Origin of the sequence: Listeria monocytogenes, assembly GCF_041765605.1 — a bacterium.
In the GTDB taxonomy this organism is placed as follows: Bacteria; Bacillota; Bacilli; order Lactobacillales; family Listeriaceae; genus Listeria; species Listeria monocytogenes_D.
Map to the genome: position 1 here is coordinate 1,279,546 of NZ_CP168900.1, position 19,801 is coordinate 1,299,346.

General features: G+C 36.8%; 23 protein-coding genes. 9 read left to right on the forward strand and 14 right to left on the reverse strand.

What is annotated here, in order from left to right; all coding sequences use genetic code 11:
- The first annotated feature begins 106 nt into the window (after positions 1-106).
- Positions 107-1,465, forward strand: coding sequence for a DUF1254 domain-containing protein (locus tag AB2Q86_RS06650; RefSeq protein WP_012581426.1), 1,359 nt, complete (start codon positions 107-109; stop codon positions 1,463-1,465).
- A 41-nt stretch (positions 1,466-1,506) separates the two neighbouring features.
- Here AB2Q86_RS06650 and AB2Q86_RS06655 read toward each other — a convergent pair whose 3' ends face one another.
- Together AB2Q86_RS06655 and AB2Q86_RS06660 are read right to left on the reverse strand one after the other, a co-directional pair.
- Positions 1,507-2,100, reverse strand: coding sequence for a YdeI family protein (locus tag AB2Q86_RS06655; RefSeq protein ID WP_003723540.1), 594 nt, complete (start codon positions 2,098-2,100; stop codon positions 1,507-1,509).
- A 136-nt stretch (positions 2,101-2,236) separates the two neighbouring features.
- Complete coding sequence (locus AB2Q86_RS06660) at positions 2,237-2,644, reverse strand: VOC family protein (RefSeq protein ID WP_012581425.1); 408 nt, start codon at positions 2,642-2,644, stop codon at positions 2,237-2,239.
- Between the two features lie 164 nt (positions 2,645-2,808).
- Here AB2Q86_RS06660 and AB2Q86_RS06665 point away from each other — a divergent pair, with 164 nt between their 5' ends.
- Entirely contained in the window at positions 2,809-3,408 is a 600-nt protein-coding gene (locus AB2Q86_RS06665) for a histidine phosphatase family protein (protein ID WP_003723542.1), read from the forward strand.
- A 32-nt stretch (positions 3,409-3,440) separates the two neighbouring features.
- Here the strand turns inward: AB2Q86_RS06665 and AB2Q86_RS06670 are convergent, their stop codons facing one another.
- The gene (locus AB2Q86_RS06670) at positions 3,441-3,701 is read right to left on the reverse strand and encodes a hypothetical protein (RefSeq protein ID WP_003723543.1); all 261 of its coding nucleotides are present in this window, start codon (positions 3,699-3,701) and stop codon (positions 3,441-3,443) included.
- A 123-nt stretch (positions 3,702-3,824) separates the two neighbouring features.
- On the opposite strand from AB2Q86_RS06670, the gene dbpA reads away from it, so the two are divergent.
- The 3 genes from dbpA (at position 3,825) to AB2Q86_RS06685 (ending at position 6,167) form a co-directional block, all read left to right on the forward strand.
- Positions 3,825-5,237: an ATP-dependent RNA helicase DbpA gene (gene dbpA, locus AB2Q86_RS06675; RefSeq protein ID WP_012581424.1), complete on the forward strand. Its 1,413-nt coding sequence runs from the start codon at positions 3,825-3,827 to the stop codon at positions 5,235-5,237.
- 24 nt (positions 5,238-5,261) lie between these two features.
- Entirely contained in the window at positions 5,262-5,525 is a 264-nt protein-coding gene (locus tag AB2Q86_RS06680) for a DUF3116 family protein (RefSeq protein WP_003730329.1), read from the forward strand.
- Between the two features lie 165 nt (positions 5,526-5,690).
- Positions 5,691-6,167 carry an 8-oxo-dGTP diphosphatase gene (locus AB2Q86_RS06685; RefSeq protein ID WP_012581423.1) on the forward strand — a complete coding sequence of 159 codons (477 nt, stop codon included), beginning with the start codon at positions 5,691-5,693 and terminating at the stop codon, positions 6,165-6,167.
- 36 nt (positions 6,168-6,203) lie between these two features.
- On the opposite strand, the gene AB2Q86_RS06690 is transcribed toward AB2Q86_RS06685, so the two are convergent.
- Both AB2Q86_RS06690 and AB2Q86_RS06695 read right to left on the reverse strand, forming a co-directional pair.
- Positions 6,204-6,449 carry a hypothetical protein gene (locus AB2Q86_RS06690; RefSeq protein WP_003730327.1) on the reverse strand — a complete coding sequence of 82 codons (246 nt, stop codon included), beginning with the start codon at positions 6,447-6,449 and terminating at the stop codon, positions 6,204-6,206.
- Entirely contained in the window at positions 6,446-7,651 is a 1,206-nt protein-coding gene (locus AB2Q86_RS06695) for an MFS transporter (RefSeq protein WP_012581422.1), read from the reverse strand. Before AB2Q86_RS06695 ends, AB2Q86_RS06690 begins: the two co-directional genes overlap by 4 nt.
- A 204-nt stretch (positions 7,652-7,855) precedes the next feature.
- Here AB2Q86_RS06695 and AB2Q86_RS06700 point away from each other — a divergent pair, with 204 nt between their 5' ends.
- Complete coding sequence (locus tag AB2Q86_RS06700) at positions 7,856-8,515, forward strand: Crp/Fnr family transcriptional regulator (RefSeq protein WP_003726052.1); 660 nt, start codon at positions 7,856-7,858, stop codon at positions 8,513-8,515.
- A gap of 39 nt (positions 8,516-8,554) precedes the next feature.
- Here the strand turns inward: AB2Q86_RS06700 and AB2Q86_RS06705 are convergent, their stop codons facing one another.
- The 3 genes from AB2Q86_RS06705 to AB2Q86_RS06715 form a co-directional block, all read right to left on the reverse strand.
- Positions 8,555-8,749, reverse strand: a complete 195-nt coding sequence (locus tag AB2Q86_RS06705) for a hypothetical protein (protein ID WP_003726053.1) — start codon at positions 8,747-8,749, stop codon at positions 8,555-8,557.
- 66 nt (positions 8,750-8,815) lie between these two features.
- Positions 8,816-9,664, reverse strand: coding sequence for a YitT family protein (locus AB2Q86_RS06710; protein WP_003730323.1), 849 nt, complete (start codon positions 9,662-9,664; stop codon positions 8,816-8,818).
- 330 nt (positions 9,665-9,994) lie between these two features.
- On the reverse strand, positions 9,995-10,132 hold the full coding sequence (locus tag AB2Q86_RS06715) for a hypothetical protein (RefSeq protein ID WP_003723553.1): 138 nt from the start codon (positions 10,130-10,132) through the stop codon (positions 9,995-9,997).
- Positions 10,133-10,282: 150 nt separating this feature from the next.
- Between AB2Q86_RS06715 and treR the strand changes: the two genes are divergently transcribed.
- Positions 10,283-10,996, forward strand: a complete 714-nt coding sequence (treR, locus tag AB2Q86_RS06720; protein ID WP_003736429.1) for a trehalose operon repressor — start codon at positions 10,283-10,285, stop codon at positions 10,994-10,996.
- Positions 10,997-11,026: 30 nt separating this feature from the next.
- Here the strand turns inward: treR and treC are convergent, their stop codons facing one another.
- Entirely contained in the window at positions 11,027-12,673 is a 1,647-nt protein-coding gene (gene treC, locus AB2Q86_RS06725; protein WP_012581421.1) for an alpha,alpha-phosphotrehalase, read from the reverse strand.
- An 18-nt stretch (positions 12,674-12,691) separates the two neighbouring features.
- A complete protein-coding gene (treP, locus tag AB2Q86_RS06730; RefSeq protein ID WP_003727531.1) occupies positions 12,692-14,176 on the reverse strand; it encodes a PTS system trehalose-specific EIIBC component in 1,485 nt (494 codons plus the stop codon).
- A 117-nt stretch (positions 14,177-14,293) separates the two neighbouring features.
- Here treP and AB2Q86_RS06735 point away from each other — a divergent pair, with 117 nt between their 5' ends.
- Positions 14,294-14,755 carry an NUDIX hydrolase gene (locus AB2Q86_RS06735; protein WP_012581420.1) on the forward strand — a complete coding sequence of 154 codons (462 nt, stop codon included), beginning with the start codon at positions 14,294-14,296 and terminating at the stop codon, positions 14,753-14,755.
- Between the two features lie 38 nt (positions 14,756-14,793).
- On the opposite strand, the gene AB2Q86_RS06740 is transcribed toward AB2Q86_RS06735, so the two are convergent.
- Positions 14,794-15,258 carry a hypothetical protein gene (locus AB2Q86_RS06740; RefSeq protein WP_003726717.1) on the reverse strand — a complete coding sequence of 155 codons (465 nt, stop codon included), beginning with the start codon at positions 15,256-15,258 and terminating at the stop codon, positions 14,794-14,796.
- 188 nt (positions 15,259-15,446) lie between these two features.
- Between AB2Q86_RS06740 and AB2Q86_RS06745 the strand changes: the two genes are divergently transcribed.
- Entirely contained in the window at positions 15,447-16,361 is a 915-nt protein-coding gene (locus AB2Q86_RS06745; protein ID WP_012581419.1) for an alpha/beta fold hydrolase, read from the forward strand.
- A gap of 24 nt (positions 16,362-16,385) precedes the next feature.
- Here AB2Q86_RS06745 and AB2Q86_RS06750 read toward each other — a convergent pair whose 3' ends face one another.
- The 3 genes from AB2Q86_RS06750 to AB2Q86_RS06760 all read right to left on the reverse strand — a co-directional run bounded on the left by AB2Q86_RS06750 (position 16,386) and on the right by AB2Q86_RS06760 (position 19,734).
- Positions 16,386-17,633 carry a glutamate-5-semialdehyde dehydrogenase gene (locus AB2Q86_RS06750; protein ID WP_012581418.1) on the reverse strand — a complete coding sequence of 416 codons (1,248 nt, stop codon included), beginning with the start codon at positions 17,631-17,633 and terminating at the stop codon, positions 16,386-16,388.
- Positions 17,617-18,447 (reverse strand): glutamate 5-kinase, encoded by an 831-nt coding sequence (gene proB / locus AB2Q86_RS06755; RefSeq protein ID WP_003736436.1) that lies wholly within the window; start codon positions 18,445-18,447, stop codon positions 17,617-17,619. The genes AB2Q86_RS06750 and proB overlap by 17 nt, the downstream gene beginning before the upstream one ends.
- 147 nt (positions 18,448-18,594) lie before the next feature.
- Positions 18,595-19,734, reverse strand: coding sequence for a PrsW family glutamic-type intramembrane protease (locus tag AB2Q86_RS06760; RefSeq protein ID WP_012581417.1), 1,140 nt, complete (start codon positions 19,732-19,734; stop codon positions 18,595-18,597).
- Between the last annotated feature and the right edge of the window lie 67 nt (positions 19,735-19,801).

The following is a 19,801-nucleotide window of genomic DNA, read 5'->3' on the forward strand; positions in this document are numbered from 1 at the left end:
AACTCTCCTTATCCTAAGGAGAGTTTTTTATTTTACGCTTGAACATTCAAAAACAAGGGTATTAGTTAAGTGTTCTAAAAAAAGCTAATTGAAGGAGGATTTTTACATGAAAAAAATGCTACCTGAGAGTAAAGTAGAGGCAATTAGAAAAGAAGGATTTTTAAATCGAGCTGTTGAGGCATATCGATTTTTCTATCCAACTGTGTCCAATGTGTCTAATTTTAAAGCATTGAATGACTTAGGGATTACAGAAAATCACGATTTCATTATTCAACTCACAACGCCTGATTTGAATGTATTGACGCAAAACTCAGATACACCATATTGCCTTGGAACGGGAAACACCGAGAATGGTCCAGTTGTTATCGAGTTGCCACAAGGCGCTATCGTTGGTGTGGCTGACGATATTAATTTTAAATTTATAACGAATATGGGATTAACAGGTGATGAGCAAGGGAAAGGTGCGAAATATTTATACTTACCACCTAATTATGATGGGGATATCCCGGAAGGCTACATAGTACGCAAACCTTCAAGCTATCGTTTCCTCATTTGTTTACGAGCGATGGTTCACCAAGCAAGTGATTATGAAAAAGCATTTGAACTCCTGAAAAAAGTGAAATTCTATCCATTAGAAGAAAAAGATAATAATCCAACCAGTACATTCCACGATTTTTCGCATCGAAAAGCGATTTCGACACCATATTATGTCGAAGGGAAATTTGACTACTGGGAAGTTATTAAATGGGCGCTGGATAATGATGAAACAGATCCAGAATATTACCAAATGTATGGCTTACTAAAAGCAATTGGTTTAGCGCCAAATAAAGAATTTAATCCTGAACCGGATAAAAAAGCTTTATTAATAGAAGCTGCCGAAAAAGCAGACAAGATGATGTTTGTGAATTCCTTTAATACGGATGATCCAGCTGCTATTGTTTGGCCAGGAAAGAACTGGGAATGGGCTGTCTATGGTGAGAATAATGACTTCTATGAAAAAACGTATTTAAATCTTCCTGTAAGAGAGCGTTGGTTCTATCAAGCGACACTCGAAACACACATGATGTTTATGCATAAAGTCGGATTTGGTTCCGTTTATATGCTTGGGGTGAAAGATAAAGAAGGAAACTATCTGGATGGGGGCAAAAGTTATACATTAAAAGTGCCAACACCAGTGCCAACGAGCATTTTCTGGTCGGTAACGGTTTATGAGATGGATACTCGTTCGGAAATTGTCACAGAGCAATTTATGCCTGCGCTTAACTCCATCAAAGATACGTTTGAAGTAGATGCTGACGGCAATACAACACTTTACTTTGGGCCAAATCCTCCAGAAGATGAGTCGCTTCCATGGATTCAAACCGTTCCAGATGCCAATTGGTTCACGTATTTCCGTATTTACGGACCAACCGAACCAGCCTTTGACAATAGCTGGCAACTATATGATTTTGAAGAAGTTAAATAAACAAAAAGAGGCGTAACTTTTAATAGTTGCGCCTCTTTTTATTAATCATTAAGTCCTAACCCGTCTAAAATTGTTGCTTCATATTTCTCAATGCGCGAAACACGCGTTTTCGATTGTTTCGGAGCTGCAAAATAAAGCAAGTAAGCTTTTTGACGACCAGGAGTCAAGGCTTCAAAAGCTGTTTGTAGCGCAGGCATTTCTTCAAATTTAGCGAGTAATTCTTCTGGAATAGGCGTTTCTGCTCGCGGTTTAAGTTCCACTTCTAATCCAGCTTTTTCTACTTCAATTGCATTTTGAATATACGCCTTTAGAAATTCTTTTTGATCAAGAATTTCCTGTAAATTTGTGAAGCGGATTTGTCTAGCGGCTTGCACATTTTCTGTTTGCTGCACTAAAATGTTTTCCGGATCACGGAGTAGTGCGCCTTTCATAAAGAGTAGAGCACAGTAGTTTTTAAAACCATGAATTAAGAAAACGTTGCTGCCATTAATAGCGTAACAAGGTTTCCCCCATTTGAATTCTTCTTCTAGTTCAAACGTGATTGCTATTTCTCTTAATGCTTTGAATTCAGCTTGCCAAGTGGATGGTTTACTTAGAAACGCATCTACTTTAGGATTTAATTCGGTTTTTGCCATAATGAATTCCTCTTTTCCACACTTTTTCTTTGATACGAGTTATTTTAACTTAATATGAAAGGCCTTGCAAATTTGACTTACCTACTAAAAGTAGACTTAAAGAAAGAACCTGAGTTTTATCCCAGATTCTCTTAATTTAAGATAAATTAAGCTGCCAACCGACGCCGAATTTATCCGTAACTTGCCCATATTTTTCCGACCAGAATGTTTTACCAAGTGGCATGACAATATTGCCACCTTCTGCAAGCTGATGGAATTGTTTGGTTAGTTTTATTTCGTCAGACGTATCAATTACTAGTGTTATATTATCTCCGAATGTGAGCGGCATAGACTTTGGAACATCCGAAAACATAACCTTTACTCCGTCCATTACTAAACTAGCATTCATTACTAAATCTTTGAGCGAATCTTCTATAGGTTCTTCGCTGGACTCGATTTCCCCATATGTCATCAAATCTGTACACTTTGTTCCAAAAATTTCTTCATAAAACGCGATAGCATCTCTGGATTGTGTTCTAAAATTCAAGTAAACATTCAACGTCATTTGAATTCCTCCTCGATTTTTATTCGCTAAAGTTCTATTCATTTTGGTGTTTTTATTATAGCAGATACTGCGTGAAAGAGGAAAAATTAAGAAGATAAATACTTGACTTGGAGCTACTCCAGGGTGATAAACTAAAGAGAAGATATAGATTCGGAGGAATTTAGATGAAAAAGACATTGTATTTAATGCGCCACGGTCAAACATTATTTAATCAACGTAAAAAAATTCAAGGTTTTTGCGATGCCCCACTTACCGACCTCGGGATTAAACAAGCAAAAATCGCTGGGAGTTACTTTAAAGAAAATAATATAACATTCGATCAAGCTTACAGTTCCACATCAGAGCGCGCATGTGACACGTTAGAGCTGATTACGGACAAAAGCTATCAACGGTTGAAAGGTTTGAAAGAATGGAATTTTGGTACTTTTGAAGGCGAGAGCGAAGACCTGAACCCACCACTACCATATGGAGATTTTTTTGCCGAGTATGGGGGAGAGCGAGAAGTAGATTTCAGAGACCGTTTAGTAACAACAATGGAACGTATCATGAGCCAAGATAACCATGATACTGTCCTCGCCGTTTCCCACGGAGCAGCCTGTGCTCAATTTGCCAGATATTGGGAAAAAACAAGCAAAATTGGCAAAGTAACAGGACTGAAAAATTGCTGCATTCTGAAGTTTGAATATGAAAACGGTAGATTTACTTTAGTTAATTTTATTAATCATGATTTTGAGAATGGAACGCATATGGAAAGCGCTAAATAAAAAAAGCACTCGTTAACGAGTGCTTTTTCGCTTTATTGAAACAAATTCTTTATTTTATCCAAAAACCCACCAGTTAACTCATTCGCAGTATCTTGCAAGTTTTCCGTAAGTCCACTTGCTTTATCTTGCAGATTTTCTGTTAGGTTCGTTGCTTCATTCTGTAAGTTTTCCGTGACGTTACTTGCTTGTTCACCAAGCTCAGATGCTTTGTTTGTTGCCTCTTCTGTCAGTGTTCCTAGGTTCTCCAGGGGCAGGGACTCGGTAACTTTATTCTTCAAATCATCTAAATTCATTGTTTCCTCCTTATTTTGGGGGCTTAGAGTTTATTCTAAAGGAAGACGCGGGGAACTACAAACAATTCGTACCGTCATTGGTGAAAAAATATGGTATGATGATAAAAGGAAATGAGGACTGACATGCATAATTTAAAATTAAGTGAAGAAATTAAAAGAGCAATTAACGAACTAGGATATACAGAAGCAACGCCTGTTCAAAAAGCAGTAATTCCAGTTGCCTTAACAGGGGAAGATATCGTTGCTAAATCACAAACTGGTAGTGGGAAAACAGCAGCATTCGCTATTCCTATTGCTGAACAAGTCGAATGGGAAGAAAATAAACCGCAAGCGCTAATCATCGTTCCAACGCGAGAACTTGCAATGCAAGTCAAAACAGAATGTACGAATATCGGGCGATTTAAACGCGTCAAAGCTGCAGCAATATACGGACAATCACCATTTGCAAAACAAAAATTAGAACTAAGCCAAAAAAATCATATCGTCGTTGGGACGCCTGGTCGCCTACTGGATCATATTGAAAAAGGATCTCTGAATGTCGATAAAGTAGCCCACTTAGTTTTAGATGAAGTAGACGAAATGTTAAGTATGGGCTTTATTGATCAAGTAGAAGATATTCTTAGCCGTTTACCAAAACAGCGCCAAAATCTATTTTTCTCTGCAACTATGCCAGAAGAAATGCAAGATTTAATCAAACGCTATCAAGACGATCCAATGGTTATCGAAATGGCATCAGAAAAAACAAATCCTATCTTCCATGTGGAGATGCAAACAGATAATAAAGAAAAAACGCTAAAAGATGTTTTAATTACGGAAAATCCAGATAGCGCGATTATTTTTTGCAACACGAAAAATCAAGTCGATGAACTCACGGATTTACTTGATGTAAAAGCTAGTAAAATTCATGGTGGCTTAAGACAAGAAGATCGTTTTCGGGCAATGGATGATTTCAAAAGTGGCAAATCGCGTTTCTTAATTGCGACAGATGTGGCAGGGCGTGGAATTGATGTGGATAATGTCTCATTAGTTATTAACTATGATTTACCAATCGAAAAAGAAAACTATGTGCATCGTATCGGTCGTACTGGTCGCGCTGGCAAAAGCGGGAAAGCCATTAGCTTCGTGAAAACTAATGAAAATCCACTTTTGCGTGATATAGAAGAAATGCTCGACGTTACAATTGAAAAAAAACGTAAACCGACAGTAATCGAAGTGAAAGCAAACGAAGATGCTTTCCGCAAAAAACAACAAAAGCGACCAACTATCAAAAAAGCTCGTGGCGAAAAATTAAATAAAAACATCATGAAATTGTACTTTAATGGTGGGAAAAAGAAAAAAATTCGTGCAGTAGATTTTGTGGGAACTATTTCTAAGTTAGAAGGAATTACGGCTGAAGATATTGGGATTATTACGATTGAAGACCATGTTTCTTTTGTCGAAATTTTAAATGGAAAAGGGCCCGCTGTACTGGACATGATGCGCTCTCGTAAAGTAAAAGGTAGACGCCTGAAAGTAAACGAAGCCAGAAAACGATAATTTTAAGAAAAGAAGGTCCAAACAATGGAAAGGCCAGATAATCAACTTATTTTAATGGTGTTAGAAGTTGTTAAAAATCCACTTTACAATATAAAATCACTAACAATTAATTTTCTGCAGGGAGAGATTGTTGGCAATTCAACAAGAAACGAATTGTTATATTGCACATACTGGCTTGAATTTCATGGTTTTATTCTTCGTGACGAAAAAGGAGATAACCAAAAGTACTATAGCATGACTAAACAAGGGGATTTTTTACTTCAAAAAATTAAAAATGAACTTTCTTAGTTTGTTCATACTTTTTTAACATTTATTCGTTATATTAAGAGTAACCTTTTTTTCAATGAAATATCTCACCTGGCAGCATCCGTCTCCCTACTAAAACGCGGATGCTGCTCTTTTTGTGCCTAAAATTATGATATACTGAAAAAAACTTGGAAAGTAGATGGAAATATGTATAAATACACACTTTGTTTTATCCAAAGAGGCGATGAAATTTTATTATTGAATAGACAAAAATCTCCCTGGATGGGAAGTTGGAATGGTGTCGGGGGTAAAATTGAGCAAGGGGAGGCGCTCCTCGAATCGATTAAGCGTGAAATCACAGAAGAGACAGGGATTTTCTCCAATGATTATGAAATTCGTGATATTGGTGAAATGAAATGGTTTGTGGATGGTGAAAATCTTGGAGGAATGCATTTGTTTCTGGCTAATCTTCCTGATAATTATATATACGCAACACCTCGCGCAACCGATGAAGGAATACTTGATTTTAAAAAAAGGGAATGGATACTTAATCCAGAAAATACAGGTGTAGTAAACAATTTACCATACATTATCCAACATGCCCCAAAAGCCCCACTTAGAATAGAAGTTTCGACAAAATATCAAGAAAATACATTACTACATATTAGTCATCAATCCTTATAAAAAAAGCATTGCGCTGATTCGCAATGCTTCCATACTTCAAGATGTCGTAAAATAACTCGCTTCCCAGCGACTAATTAAATTTTGCGCATCGTCTGTAGATAATTTTTTATGTCCGATAATCTGCTCTTTAGCAATTTCAAGACTCTCAAAATGATCAATTAATCGTTGCGAAGGATTATTAATATAGACATCACTAAGTAGAATGGAGTGGTTTTTCTCCTTTTCTATGCTTCTAACTCCTACGATATAACCTGCTGCTGTAATAAGTAATAATTTATTCATACTTCTTCGCTCCCTTTTAGTTGTTCTGCTGCACCACTAGACACTTTTTTTCTGGATAAAAACATATAGATGAAAACGCAAATAAAAGCGATGGCACCGGCAATAATGTAAATACCTTGGAATGAAAGCACATGATGAATTTCACCCATAATATAAGGCCCAATGCCAAGTCCTAAATCAAGCCCGATAAAGTAGGTAGATAAGCCAATCCCAATACGATGAGGTTCACATACTTTTAAACAAACAGCTTGTCCATTTGACATAAACGTTCCATAACCTAAGCCGATGAGTCCGCCTGAAATAAGTAGCACGAGACTTGATGTTGCAGTACTAAGGACCACTAATCCAACTGCTAAAAAGAGATAACTAGGATACATGACATATTTTTCACCTTTTGCATCGAAAAGTTTTCCAGACATTGGGCGCGTAAAGGTAATGACTAATGCGTAGACAACAAAGAAGAATGTCCCAGCGCTCACTAAATTAATTTCTCTAGCATAGGAAGCAAGGAATGTAAGCACACTAGAATAAGAAATCCCCATTAAGAAGGCAATAAAGGTAATCGGAATTACTTTATACTCAACAAAACTTTTAACCGTCCAAGTTTGTAAGGCCTTCCGATGTTCGGCTGTTAAAACAATATTTTTCACTGGTAAGTAGAAGCAAAGTAGTGCAGTTAATAAGACAATAACCGTGGAAAAAATAATAATCGTATAAAAGTTCGTTTTGTTTAGTAAAATCATTCCGATGAATGGGCCAATCGCGGCTGCAAGACTCGTGCTGAGACCATAATAATTAATTCCTTCTCCGTTTCTAGAATTAGGAATATAAGCTGTGACAATCGCATTGGTAGCTGTTGACGTTGTTCCGTATGCGAATCCATTTAAAAAACGAATAATAAACATAATGGCAATCGTTGGCATGTATAAGTAAGCCATCGTCGTTACTAAGAAAAATAAAATCCCAAATCTTAAAACCCGCTTACGACCAAATAGTTCCAGCTTTTTCCCCATGTAAAGTCGTGCGAGGAGCGTCCCGATAATATAAATCCCAGACGCAAATCCGGCTTCACCAAGAGACGCGTTCAACTCTTCTTGAGCAATAACGGCAATAATAACCATTAGCAAATAATAAACGAGATAAACGACAAAGTTAATCAATGTTATTAAGACAAAACCCTTGTTAAATAATTTTTCTTTCATAAAATAAAATCCCTTCTTACGTATAATTTGTAATTTATCTCAGCGACAAAGAGTATTATAGGGGATATTCGGAGAGGATACTTTTTAATTTGGTAATTATTTCTGCTATATACAAATTTGTATAACATTTGTTGAAAAAATAGGGAATAGTATTTTGTATGATTAATATGCTTTAACTGGAAGGACAAAAAGGAGGTTAAGAACATGAAGCAAAATATTCTTAATAATTATGTGAGCACAAATGATTTTCCAGTTATTACAAGGGGAAAACGTAAATATTTAACTTACGAGGGGCTGGAAGATTCTTATGTCTACATACTTAAAAAAGGGATTATTAAAACGAGTATTATATCAAGGGATGGTAGGGAGTTTAACTTGAATTACATTAATAAAATGGATATTATCTCTCTGTTAAAAGATGAATACTCCCAGTTTGCGAATGCACCGTTTAATATTCGCGTGGAGTCTGATACGGCAGAACTATACCAAGTTGACCGGGTAAGGTTTTGGAAAGACGTGAATCGTGATGTGGATTTGCAAATTTATGTAAAAGATTATTACCGTACGAGGTTGCTACAATCCATTAAAAAAATGCAGCAAATGCTAATGAATGGGAAACTGGGAGCAATTTGTACGCAACTCTACGAACTTTATACGCTTTTTGGAGTGGAAATTGCGCCTGATCAGTATTTGATTGATTTTCTAGTAAGTAATGAAGAAATTGGTCATTTTTGCGGGATTAACTCCGCAAGCAGTGTGAACCGGATTTTCCAACAACTCAAAAAAGAAGGCGTCATTACGATGCAAAACCGCTATATTATTATTAAAAAATTAGATGTTATTCAAGAAAACGTTATTTTTTAACAGTAGAAAAGCACTGCAATCAATCGTTGCAGTGCTTTTCTATCCTCTTTTTTTAAAGGAATATCGAATCCTAAGTGTGATGAGTCCAATGATGATTAATAAACTGCCAACCATCAAATTCTCTAAGTCGCTAAAATCCCAAAAAATAGAGATTCCGATATTAGATAGTCCTAGAAAAACAAAAACCAAGCCAACAACAAGTAAAACCAAATAAGCCGGTTTAGAAATTTTCATAAGGACGCCTCACTTACATTAAAAATAATTTCCACATTATTGTAACATAAGTTTAGCAAAACCACATCACTCGCTTGTTATTTGTTTTGTAAAGCCTTCACCTACAACACTTTGCACATCATTAATAATAAAGAATGCTTTCTCATCATATTTATTAACGATTTTAGTGAGAGGTAGTAATTGATCTCGGCTGATTACAATATAAAGAATTTTTTTATCTTGGCGCATATAGAAACCTTGACCGTTGAAAAGGGTAATACCACGTTCTAAATTCGCATCAATTTCAGTTGCAATTTCTTCATAATAATCCGATATAATCGTGACAGATTTTTTAGGATTGTAACCTTCCAGAATGAAATCAAGTACTTTGGTCGAAATATAAAGCGAAACGACGGTAAATAGCATGTTTTCAAAACCGATTACAAAAACAGAAGGAATAACCACAAGTAAATCAAAGAATAGCAACGCGTAACTCGTATTCCAACCAAGATATTTATTAGCAATTTTCGCTAAAATAGCGCTACCAGCAGTAGTTCCGCCACCATTCATAATTAGTCCCATACCAATTCCCATCATTAATCCGGCAAAAATGGCTGCGACAATCGTTTGATTTGCCACGAAAGCAAGCGGCTCAGAAAAATGTAAAAATATCGAAGTGAAACTAATAGCCACAATTGTCCAGACAATCGTCATTCGATCAAGAAACTTGTAACCAATAATAAGTAAAATACCATTAAATATAAAAGTAGTGACTGCGGGAGTCCAACCAAGCAAGTAATAAAGCATCATTGTTAGCCCAGTAACGCCACCTTCTCCTAAATTATTCGGGATAGCAAAAACATTGACAGCAAGCGAGAAAATAAGCGCCCCCACGATAATTTTTGCGATGTTCCAACCAGTTTTATTTTTGTTCATCTCCATTTCTCCTTTCCACACAAAAAAAGACCCAAGAACACCTCTAAATAGGCACTCTGGAGTCTTTTTATAAAAAAAGCATTAACTGACATCTTTGTCATTAATTGTCTCACCATAAAAAATTGCTATTCATTTCAACACAATTTACAATATACCATAAAAAATAAGCACCTTCAAGCCTTTTTTAAGTATAAATAATTAGCCGAAAATCGCTAAAAATGGCATTAAATTAAGTAGAAATAAACCTACAAGAACACTAATAACAATTTTGATGACAAGTGGTTTTTCACTTTCTGTTTTTTTCAATGTGTTTTCCTCCTTAATGTGCGCTTACTTAGCCCAGTGTACGAATTCATTTTTTAGTGGCATATAAGTGGCAGTTTTTTTCTTATAGATTTGGTAAGCAAGTATAAATCCGAGAAACGCAGGAACGATAATTGCAAAAATAGTTAAAATAACTTTAGTCATAGAAAATACCTCCTCTTAAATCAAAACACAAATTCAAATCTTACTACTAATAGTGTACCAAATTTCACGTGATTTTGGTAATAAAGCGGGCTAACAAATTTCGGTTACAATTACGGGCAAATGTGCTACAATAGCCTTGGGTGAGTAAATTTGAATAAGAAAAATAAGTTTTTCGACATATATTTAGAATTAGAGCAAGATATTACATCTGGCGTTTATCCAGCAGGCACACTACTTCCAAGTGAAAATGTCCTGGCTAAGCGTTTTTCGGTATCTCGTGAGACCATTAGAAAAGCACTTGTATTATTGCTTGAAAACGGCTGTATTCAAAAGCTCCAAGGAAAAGGCTCCATTGTTATTGACCGGGAACGTTATTCTTTTCCAGTCTCTGGATTAACTAGCTTTAAAGAATTACAAAAATCCGAACACATGAATGCTACTACGGAAGTCATCCGGAATGAAGAGACAACTTTACCGGATCGAATTGCTGATTTTGCCGGTCTCCCGCATGGTTCAACCTGTTTAGCTATTCTTAGAGTGCGTTATTTAGAAGGAGAAGCAACTATTTTAGATTACGACTATTTATTAGACAAAACCGAGCCGATTGCGGACGAGATTTTAGAAGACTCCTTGTATCAATACTTAGAAAATGAAAAAGGCTATGAAATCAGTTATGCTCAAAAAGAAATAACCGTTGAGCCACTGAATGCCGAAGATAAAAAATACTTAGCCTTACATGGTGATACGCATGTGGTTGTCGTGAAAAGTACCGTGTTTTTAAAAGATACAACACTTTTTCAGTATACTGAATCGCGTCACCGGTTGGATAAATTCCGTTTTATTGATTTTGCTAGAAGACGCTAAAAAGCCTGAGAAACGAATCTCAGGCTTTTTTTATTGTATTAATGTTAATGTTTCATATGGCGCTAATTCCAGTTCAGAACTGATTCTCTGGCGCTCATAATTAGAAAGAAGTACTTCAGCATTTAAAAACTCAGTTGGCAGTTGAATTTTTTTCTTCTCGGAACCAAAATGATGAATGGAAAGAAGGGAAGTAGTTTCGTTTGAACGCTTGTAGGCGATAATAGAATCTTCTTCCGTCAAACATGGTGTGTAATCACCCGTTTGAATGACAGGATGCTCTTTCCGGAGTGCGATTAGTTTTTGGTAAAAATAGAAAATGCTCGCTTTATTAGATAAAGCAGTTTGAACATTTATTTCCTTTGCATTATCAGCCACTTTTAGCCAAGGGGTACCAGTTGTAAAACCGGCATTTTGCGAATCGTCCCATTGCATAGGAGTCCGGCTGTTATCGCGCGAACGTTCTTTAATAATCTCCATTACTTCCTGTTCACTAAGTCCGTTTTTTTGTAAAATATCAAAATGGTTGAGCGTTTCCACATCCACATAATCATCAATGGTAGGGAATTTTGGATTCATCATACCAATTTCTTCTCCCATATAAACAAACGGTGTACCTCGCATAAAATGAATCGTTGCGCCAAGTAGGGTCGCAGAATGATAATAATGTTCCGGCTTGTCGGAAGCAAAGCGACCAAGGGCTCGAGGTTGGTCATGGTTGTTCCAGAAAAGCGCATCCCAACCATTTTCATCTGACATCGCAACTTGCCACGTATGGAAAATAGATTTCAAGTTCTCGAAATTCACATCCGCTAAACGCCATTTTTCTCCATCAGGATAGTCTACTTTCAAATGATGGAAATGAAAAACCATCGATAATTCTTTTTCGTCTGGATTACTATAACGAATGCAGTTATCAATATCCGTAGATGACATTTCTCCAACTGTTACAATAGGTTTATCGCCAAAAGTTCGTTCATGTAGTTCTTTTAAATAAGCATGAATTCCTGGTCCATCTGTATAAAAACGACGGCCATCACCCTCAAAATCATCTTCTAAAAACTTAGGTTTGGCAATCACATTTAATACATCTAAACGAAAACCTTCCACGCCTTTATCAATCCAAAAATTCACGACATCAAAGAGTGCCTCGCGTACATTCGGATTGGCCCAGTCTAAATCAGCTTGAGTAACATCGTATAAATGCAAATAGTACTCAGAGGAGTCAGGCAATTTTTCCCAAGCATTACCGCCGAATTTGGAAACCCAATTTGTTGGAGGGGAACCATCGGCTTTTGCTGGGCGGAAATAGTAAAAATCACGATAGAATGGATCACCAGCAAGCGCTTTTTTAAACCAAGGATGCTCTGTTGAAGTATGATTTAATACTAAGTCAATCATAATCCCAATATTTCTTTTTTTCGCTTCCTTGATAAGCGTTGTCACATCGTCCATCGTACCAAATAAAGGATCAACCGCGGTATAGTCAGCGATATCATAGCCGTTATCATTTTGCGGAGAAGGATAAAATGGATTCAGCCAAATCATCTCAATTCCGAGTTTTTGTAAATAATCAAGCTTGGCGGTGATACCGGGAATATCCCCAGTACCATCGCCAGTCGTATCATAAAAGGATTTCGGATACACTTGATAAATTGTTTTTTGAGCAAACTTTGTCATAAAGGGAAGCCTCACTTTTTAGTTGGTTGTTTTTGCAGATTCACGATACTCCTTTTTACCAAACGTACGAATTGGTGCAGTATCTACTTTGTTTAAAATATTATATTTGCGGAATAATACAGTTAGAATGAAAGGAACAACAATCGTTATTAACATACATACTGCAAAAACTGCGTAATATTTAGGGTTAATAGACAAGATTCCAGGTAGTCCTCCGACACCAATCGAGTTAGCCATGACACCACTAGACACAGAAACCACAGCCGCAATTGCGGAACCAATCATAGCAGCTACGAATGGATATAAGTACTTCAAGTTAATACCAAACATCGCAGGTTCTGTTACACCCAGATAACAGGAAATAGTTGCTGGAATTGAAACTTGTTCTTCTTTTTCATTGCCACGATGTAAGAAAATAATTGCTAGAACAGCGGACCCTTGGGCGATGTTAGAAAGTGCAATCATCGGCCAGAGATTCGTTCCACCAAATTGACTCATTAATTGTAAATCAATAGCATTGGTCATATGATGGAGTCCCGTGACAACGAGCGGGGCATATAGGAAGCCAAATAGTGCGGCGAATAACCAACTTAGTCCACCAGTCAAGCCAGCATAAACGACGTTCGAAATCGCGTCGCCAATTTTCCAACCAATTGGTCCAAGAATAACATGAGCTGCTAGAACAGTAGGTACGAGAGCAAAGAATGGAACAAAAATCATCGAAATGGCATTTGGAATAAATTTACGTAACCAGATTTCGAGATAGGCTAGTAAGAATCCAGCCATAATGGCAGGAATAACTTGCGCTTGATACCCAATCATCTGTACTTGAGCAAAGCCAAAGTCCCAAACTGGAATATCGCCTGCTTTTGTTTCAACAACGCTATAAGCATTTAGTAATTGCGGGGAAACAAGCGTTAAACCAAGGACAATCCCAAGAATTTGTGTGGTTCCCATTTTTTTCGCGATGGACCATGTAATCCCAACAGGTAAGAAATGGAATACAGCTTCACCAATTAGCCATAAGAAACTATAAACACCAGCCCAAAATGGATAAACATCCACAATCGTTTTCGTGCCGTCTTCTAAAAACTTAATATCTCCAATTACGTTACGGAAACCAAGAATAAGACCACCAACAACAATTGCTGGAATTAATGGAGTGAATATTTCAGCTAAACCAGCAAGTAAACGCTGAAGAATACTCATATTTTTCTTCGCATCTACTTTGGCATCTTCTTTATTAACACCTTCCACACCACTAATTTTTGAAAATTCATTATAAAAAATAGCTACATCATTACCTATAATTACTTGAAATTGACCAGCTTGTGTAAATGTCCCTTTTACTGCTGGAATGTCTTCGATGGCTTCCACATCGGCATTATCTGGATTTTGCAAAACAAAACGCATTCTTGTAGCACAATGTGTGACAGATGAAATATTTTCTTTGCCACCAATTAACTCTAAAAGAGCGCTTGCATCTTTTGTATAGTCAACCATAAAACTTCCTCCTTTTTTAACTTGTATATACAAGTTGTTCGCCATTACTATACTATAAATAATTTGAAAGCGCAACCACTTTATTTGTGCTAAAATAAAAAAGAAGGAGAGGTGGCCATGAAACACGTTAGAACTGCAGCAATTATTATGCATCAAAACAAAATTTTGCTCCACTCAAACCAAGAAGAAGATTACTGGACACTTCCGGGCGGTGCAGTGGAAAAAGAATCAACAAAAGAAGGATTAAAACGTGAAATGAAAGAAGAACTCGGGGAAGATGTGGCTATTTTAGAATTGAGCATTATTGCGGAAAATCGCTTTTTATATCGCGGCGAAGAAATAGATAGTATTGAGTTTTATTATGCTGTTAAACTGTTACCAGAGAGCAGTTTACTTAATCAACCTACATTTACAAAAATAGAAGAATTTGGTCAATACGGGGAAGAGGCATACAAACTGCATTTTAAATGGTTCGATATAGACAAGTTGAAAAATATCACCATTTTACCAACATTTCTTGAAACGGAGCTAGCAAATCTTTCGAGAAAAAATATTCTACATTTGGAACAGACAACATAAAAAATCCCACGAAATTTTTACGTTTCGCGGGATTTTATTTAATTAGTTAAAGATACTAAGGTAATCTCTTTTTTACTGATATCTAAGAATGGTAATTTAACCCGTGTATCTAAACAATAAGCGTTGTAGAGTAACGGTTTTAATGTTGTAGTAGAACTTTCTACTTGGCGAACAAAATTGCCAATTTCTTGATACAATATTTCAATGTTTTTTAAACTACCAATTTTGGAATCGATACGATTTTCACTTACGTTTACATTAGAGTTCGTAACTTTTTCGTTAAATTCATCATTGATAGCATCTTTCGTACGTTCGATACGCGTGAACCGAGTATCTTCCCAATCAATTTCGATGATATGGCAATCGTCCAGTTGAAGAAAATCACCAGTCCAAAGTTTGCCGTCGATTTCTACAATCATTCTCGTATCAGGAAAAACCTCTTTGTTACGGTATTTTTTGAGTAAATAATCATACATTTGTAATTGCGCTAAACAGTTATCCATGTGTGTCATCTCCTTATGGGACTATTATAACATATTGTGATTATGTGAACAATCTTCAAAATAGAAATGAACAGTTGGAACTGTAACTTTTTAACTAGTTATACAAAAGTCCTAAAAAAAGCCTGTGAAAGAGTGAAAACAACTATCAGGTGGTATACTAATAATAAGATGAAATGGGAGGGAGACAGATGTACAAACAAATGAAATTAAAAGCTACAGATGGACTCGATTTGCATTTACATATTTGGGATGAGGTGGAAAATCCAGTTGGTGTAGTTCAAATTGTTCATGGGATGGCAGAACACGGGGCAAGATATGGCTTGTTTGCGGAACGTTTGAATCAGGCTGGATATATTGTCGTAGCCGATGATCATCGTGGCTTTGGGAAATCAGCCATTGATGAAGCATCTTTAGGTCATTTAGACGGAGAAACAGGCTTTAAAAACATGGTAGAAGATGAAGTGGTGGTACGAACTTATTTAAAAGAAACGTATCCCGGTTTACCATACTTTATTTTTGCGCATAGTATGGGAAGTTTTATTATACGAACCTTTATGGCGAAATATCAAGTTGATGGAGTAATTCTCAGCGGTAGCGGACTTCAACCGATAGCTCTTCTAAAAATGGGTCAAATGATTACAAAACAAAGAGTGAAAAAAGATGAAAGAAAAAGAAGTGGTCTTCTAAATAAATTGGCCTTTTGGGGTTATAATAAACCATTTAATGAAAATCATCGTTTTAGTTGGCTTTCGCGGGATGTGGCTATTTATGAAGCCTATGAACAAGATCCGTTTTGCGGTCCAGTAGTTGGAACAAGTGGTTTTTTCCATAATCTTTTTGAAGCCGTAAAGGTGAGTCAACAAAAAGAAACGTTGGAAAGTGTGCCAAAGGATTTGCCTGTGTTGTTGCTTTCTGGAAGTGATGATCCGGTAGGGCATTTCGGAAAAGACACACCTAAAATTGCTTTATCCTTAGAAAAAGCTGGGGTAGAGGATGTTACTTATAAAATTTATGAAGATGCTCGTCATGAACTGGTGAATGAATTATGTAAAGAAACTGTTTTTCAAGATGTAATTGATTGGTTGGATGAAAAAAGAAGGTAGCCTAAACCATAGGCTACCTTCTTTTTAATTGCGGATTTGACCATCTCCGAAAATAATATATTTAGTGGATGTAAGTTCTGTTAAGCCCATTGGTCCACGTGCATGAAGTTTTTGAGTACTAATGCCAATTTCAGCGCCAAATCCCATGGCAAAACCATCAGTGAATCGAGTAGAAGCATTGATATAAACGGCTGCAGCATCCACTTTTTGATGGAATGCTTGACCAGTTGCGTAGTCATTAGAAATAATTGCTTCTGAGTGCTTGGTGCCATATTTATTAATATGTTCAATAGCCTCTTCAGCGGAATCGACTACTTTAACAGCTAGGATAAAATCTAAAAATTCATCTTCCCAGTCGGACTCTTTCGCTGCTTTTGCCTCTTGTAAAATTTCCTTCGCACGTTCATCCGCACGTAGTTCGACATCATATTCTTTTAGCGCAGTTTCCATCGCTGGAAGATAATCTTCGGCGACATCTCGATGAATGAGCAAAGTTTCTGCAGCATTGCATACAGAAGGGCGCGAACACTTAGCATTAACTAAAATATCTATAGCCATTTGTTTCTCTGCCGCTTTATCTACGTAGATATGACAATTACCAGTACCTGTTTCGATGACTGGAACAGTTGCATTTTCAAGAACAGTTTGAATTAATCTTGCACCACCACGAGGGATGAGCACATCTAAAAAGCGATTTAGCCGCATCATGTCTCGGGCAGTTTCGCGAGAAGTATCTTCAATTAATTGAACACTAGAACGAGGGAAGCCAGATGCCTCAAGAGAATCCTGGATAACGGACATTAATGCTTTATTGGAATCAATAGCATCACTACCGCCACGTAAAATTACCGCATTTCCTGTCTTAAAACAAAGAACAGAAGCATCTACAGTGACATTTGGTCTGGATTCATAAATGATACCAATAACGCCAAGCGGAACCCTTGTTTTGCCAATCGTTAACTCGGCTTCATTTTTCCACATATTCGTTACTTCGCCTATAGGATCCTTTAGCGCGACTACTTGTTTAACCGCTTCGGATATCTCTTTCATTCTATCTTCTGTAAGACGAAGACGATCAATCATTGTTTCTGGCGTTCCTTTTTTCTGCGCACGAAGGATGTCTTTTTCATTTTCTTTTAAAAGAGTACTCGTATGTGCAAGTAAATCATTACTTAAATTTAACAATGCTGTATTCTTTTGTTTTGTTGTTGCTTGTGCTAGAAATTGGGCAGCTTCTTTAGCAGCGCTCCCTTTTTTAATGAGTTCGGTCATGTGACAATTCCTCCTTTTTACTAGCGAATAAAGTACCCACTTGTTCACCTTGCATTATATTAAAAATAACTGTAGGATTTTTGCCGTTTGTTAAAATCATTTTTTGGTTGGATTCCATACAATAAGAAGCAGCAGAGAGTTTCGTTAACATACCACCAGTTCCAAATTTAGAACCTCGACCACCAGCAAGTGCTTCGATTTCTGGCGTGATTTGATTGATTTCAGAGAACATAACGGCATCCGGATCAGTGGTTGGATTGCTCCCGTAAAATCCGTCGATATCAGAAAGCATGATGAGTAAATCAGCTTGCACTAGTTTGGCAACAATGGCAGAAAGAAGATCATTATCTCCGTATTTCGTCACATGTTCCAGTTCTTCTACAGCAACGGTATCATTTTCATTTACAATTGGGATAATACCACGGCTTAATAAACTGTCTAAAGTATTCATAACATTTTCGCGGCTAATAGGGAAGTCAGTTACATCACGAGTAAGTAACACTTGTCCAACAACTTGTCCGTATTCACCAAAAAACTTACTATAAATATGCATTAGTTCACTTTGACCAACCGACGCGACGGCTTGAAGGTCAGGAATACTTGTAGGTCTTACTGGAAGCTGTAATTTATGACAACCAACGCCGATTGCCCCAGAAGAAACAAGAATGACTTCTTTTCCTTCGTTACGTAAATCAGATAAAACCATCGCTAATTTCTCAATGGTACGTAAATTTATATGGCCATTTCCATACATTAATGTACTTGTACCAACCTTAATAACTAATCTCTTGCTATTTTTCAAAGATTCGCGCATTTCTATGACCCCTCTGCTAATTAGATAATACTTCTATTTTACATGAAAATGCAGATATGTCCATATTAGAATCAAGTTTGTCAGCTTTCTGTTTTTAATTTTGGATATAAAAATAAGCCCTAAGAAATTTTCTTAGGGCTCTTTAGCTTATTTAGAAGCTTTGCTCGCGGCCGAAATAACGGAAACTTGTTTCAGACCTTTACTAATAAGACGCAAGATAACGAACCAAACAATCACAATTAAAACAATTTGTTTAAAGGCAATTGCTGGAAGTGGGTTGAACGGGCAATCCCAAGCAAAATGTAATGCGATTGGAATAATAAACCATTTCCAGAAAGTTCCTGTGAAAATATGGTGCATGCCAAGTTTTTGGTTGCCTTTCGCGATGACAAGAGCGGCACCAGTGATAGCAGCCCATACAACATGACCACCGATAGACTGCCAACCACGGCTAAAGATAACATTAATCATCGTCTCGCCGGCAATATGAATATCTTTGAATAAGAAAGCAGCATCCACGCTATAGTTAAATGCATAACCAAGTGATTCAAATGCAGCAAATCCAGCACCAACAGCGGCACCAATGAGTAAACCGTTTAAAATGTACTTCGAGTTTAAGGAACGAATGAAAAGGGCAACAATAATCATTTTCCCAGTTTCTTCAATAAATCCAACTAAAAGGGCATTGAAATAATTTAATTTACCAACTGGAATAATCCAGTAAATAACTAGTGTCGCAACAAGTGCAGCCACACCACCGATAAAGAACATCCTCACTACATCAAAAACACTGATGTTTCGCGGTGCATTCGTTTCGAAAAAGAATAATAAGACAGAAAACGGAACTGCAAATGAACCAATTACCATAAGTCCAGGTATTGTATTACTGTTATTAAACAAATATGTACATGCTAGAAGTAAGAAATACGTGACGATTAACACTAAGAAAACTCTGGAAAACACCCAGGGATGCGGCCAAGAATGCGGAATATCGCTAGTTGCAGGCGTTGTATATTTAGTACCCGCAATAAAAACTTTTTCCCCTTCTTCTTTCGAGTGCTTTTTAAAAACAGCCGAGAAAAGGTCGCGTATTTTTAGTTCTGAACTCCCGTGGTTTCCAGTATGTTGATGCAATTCTGTTTGCTTAAATGCAACCCACTCTGGATGAGGGGATTTTTGGACCAATGTAAGATCATTAATCTCTTTCTTTCTATAAAGAGCAATCATCTCTACATTTGTAAAAGGTCCAACCTTCTGTTCGTTCTTTTTGAAGTACCATTCTGACAAATGAAACTCCCCCTTTAGCTTTTTATTTTGACTCCATTAATTATTCCCAAAAAAGCTAAAAGTTAAA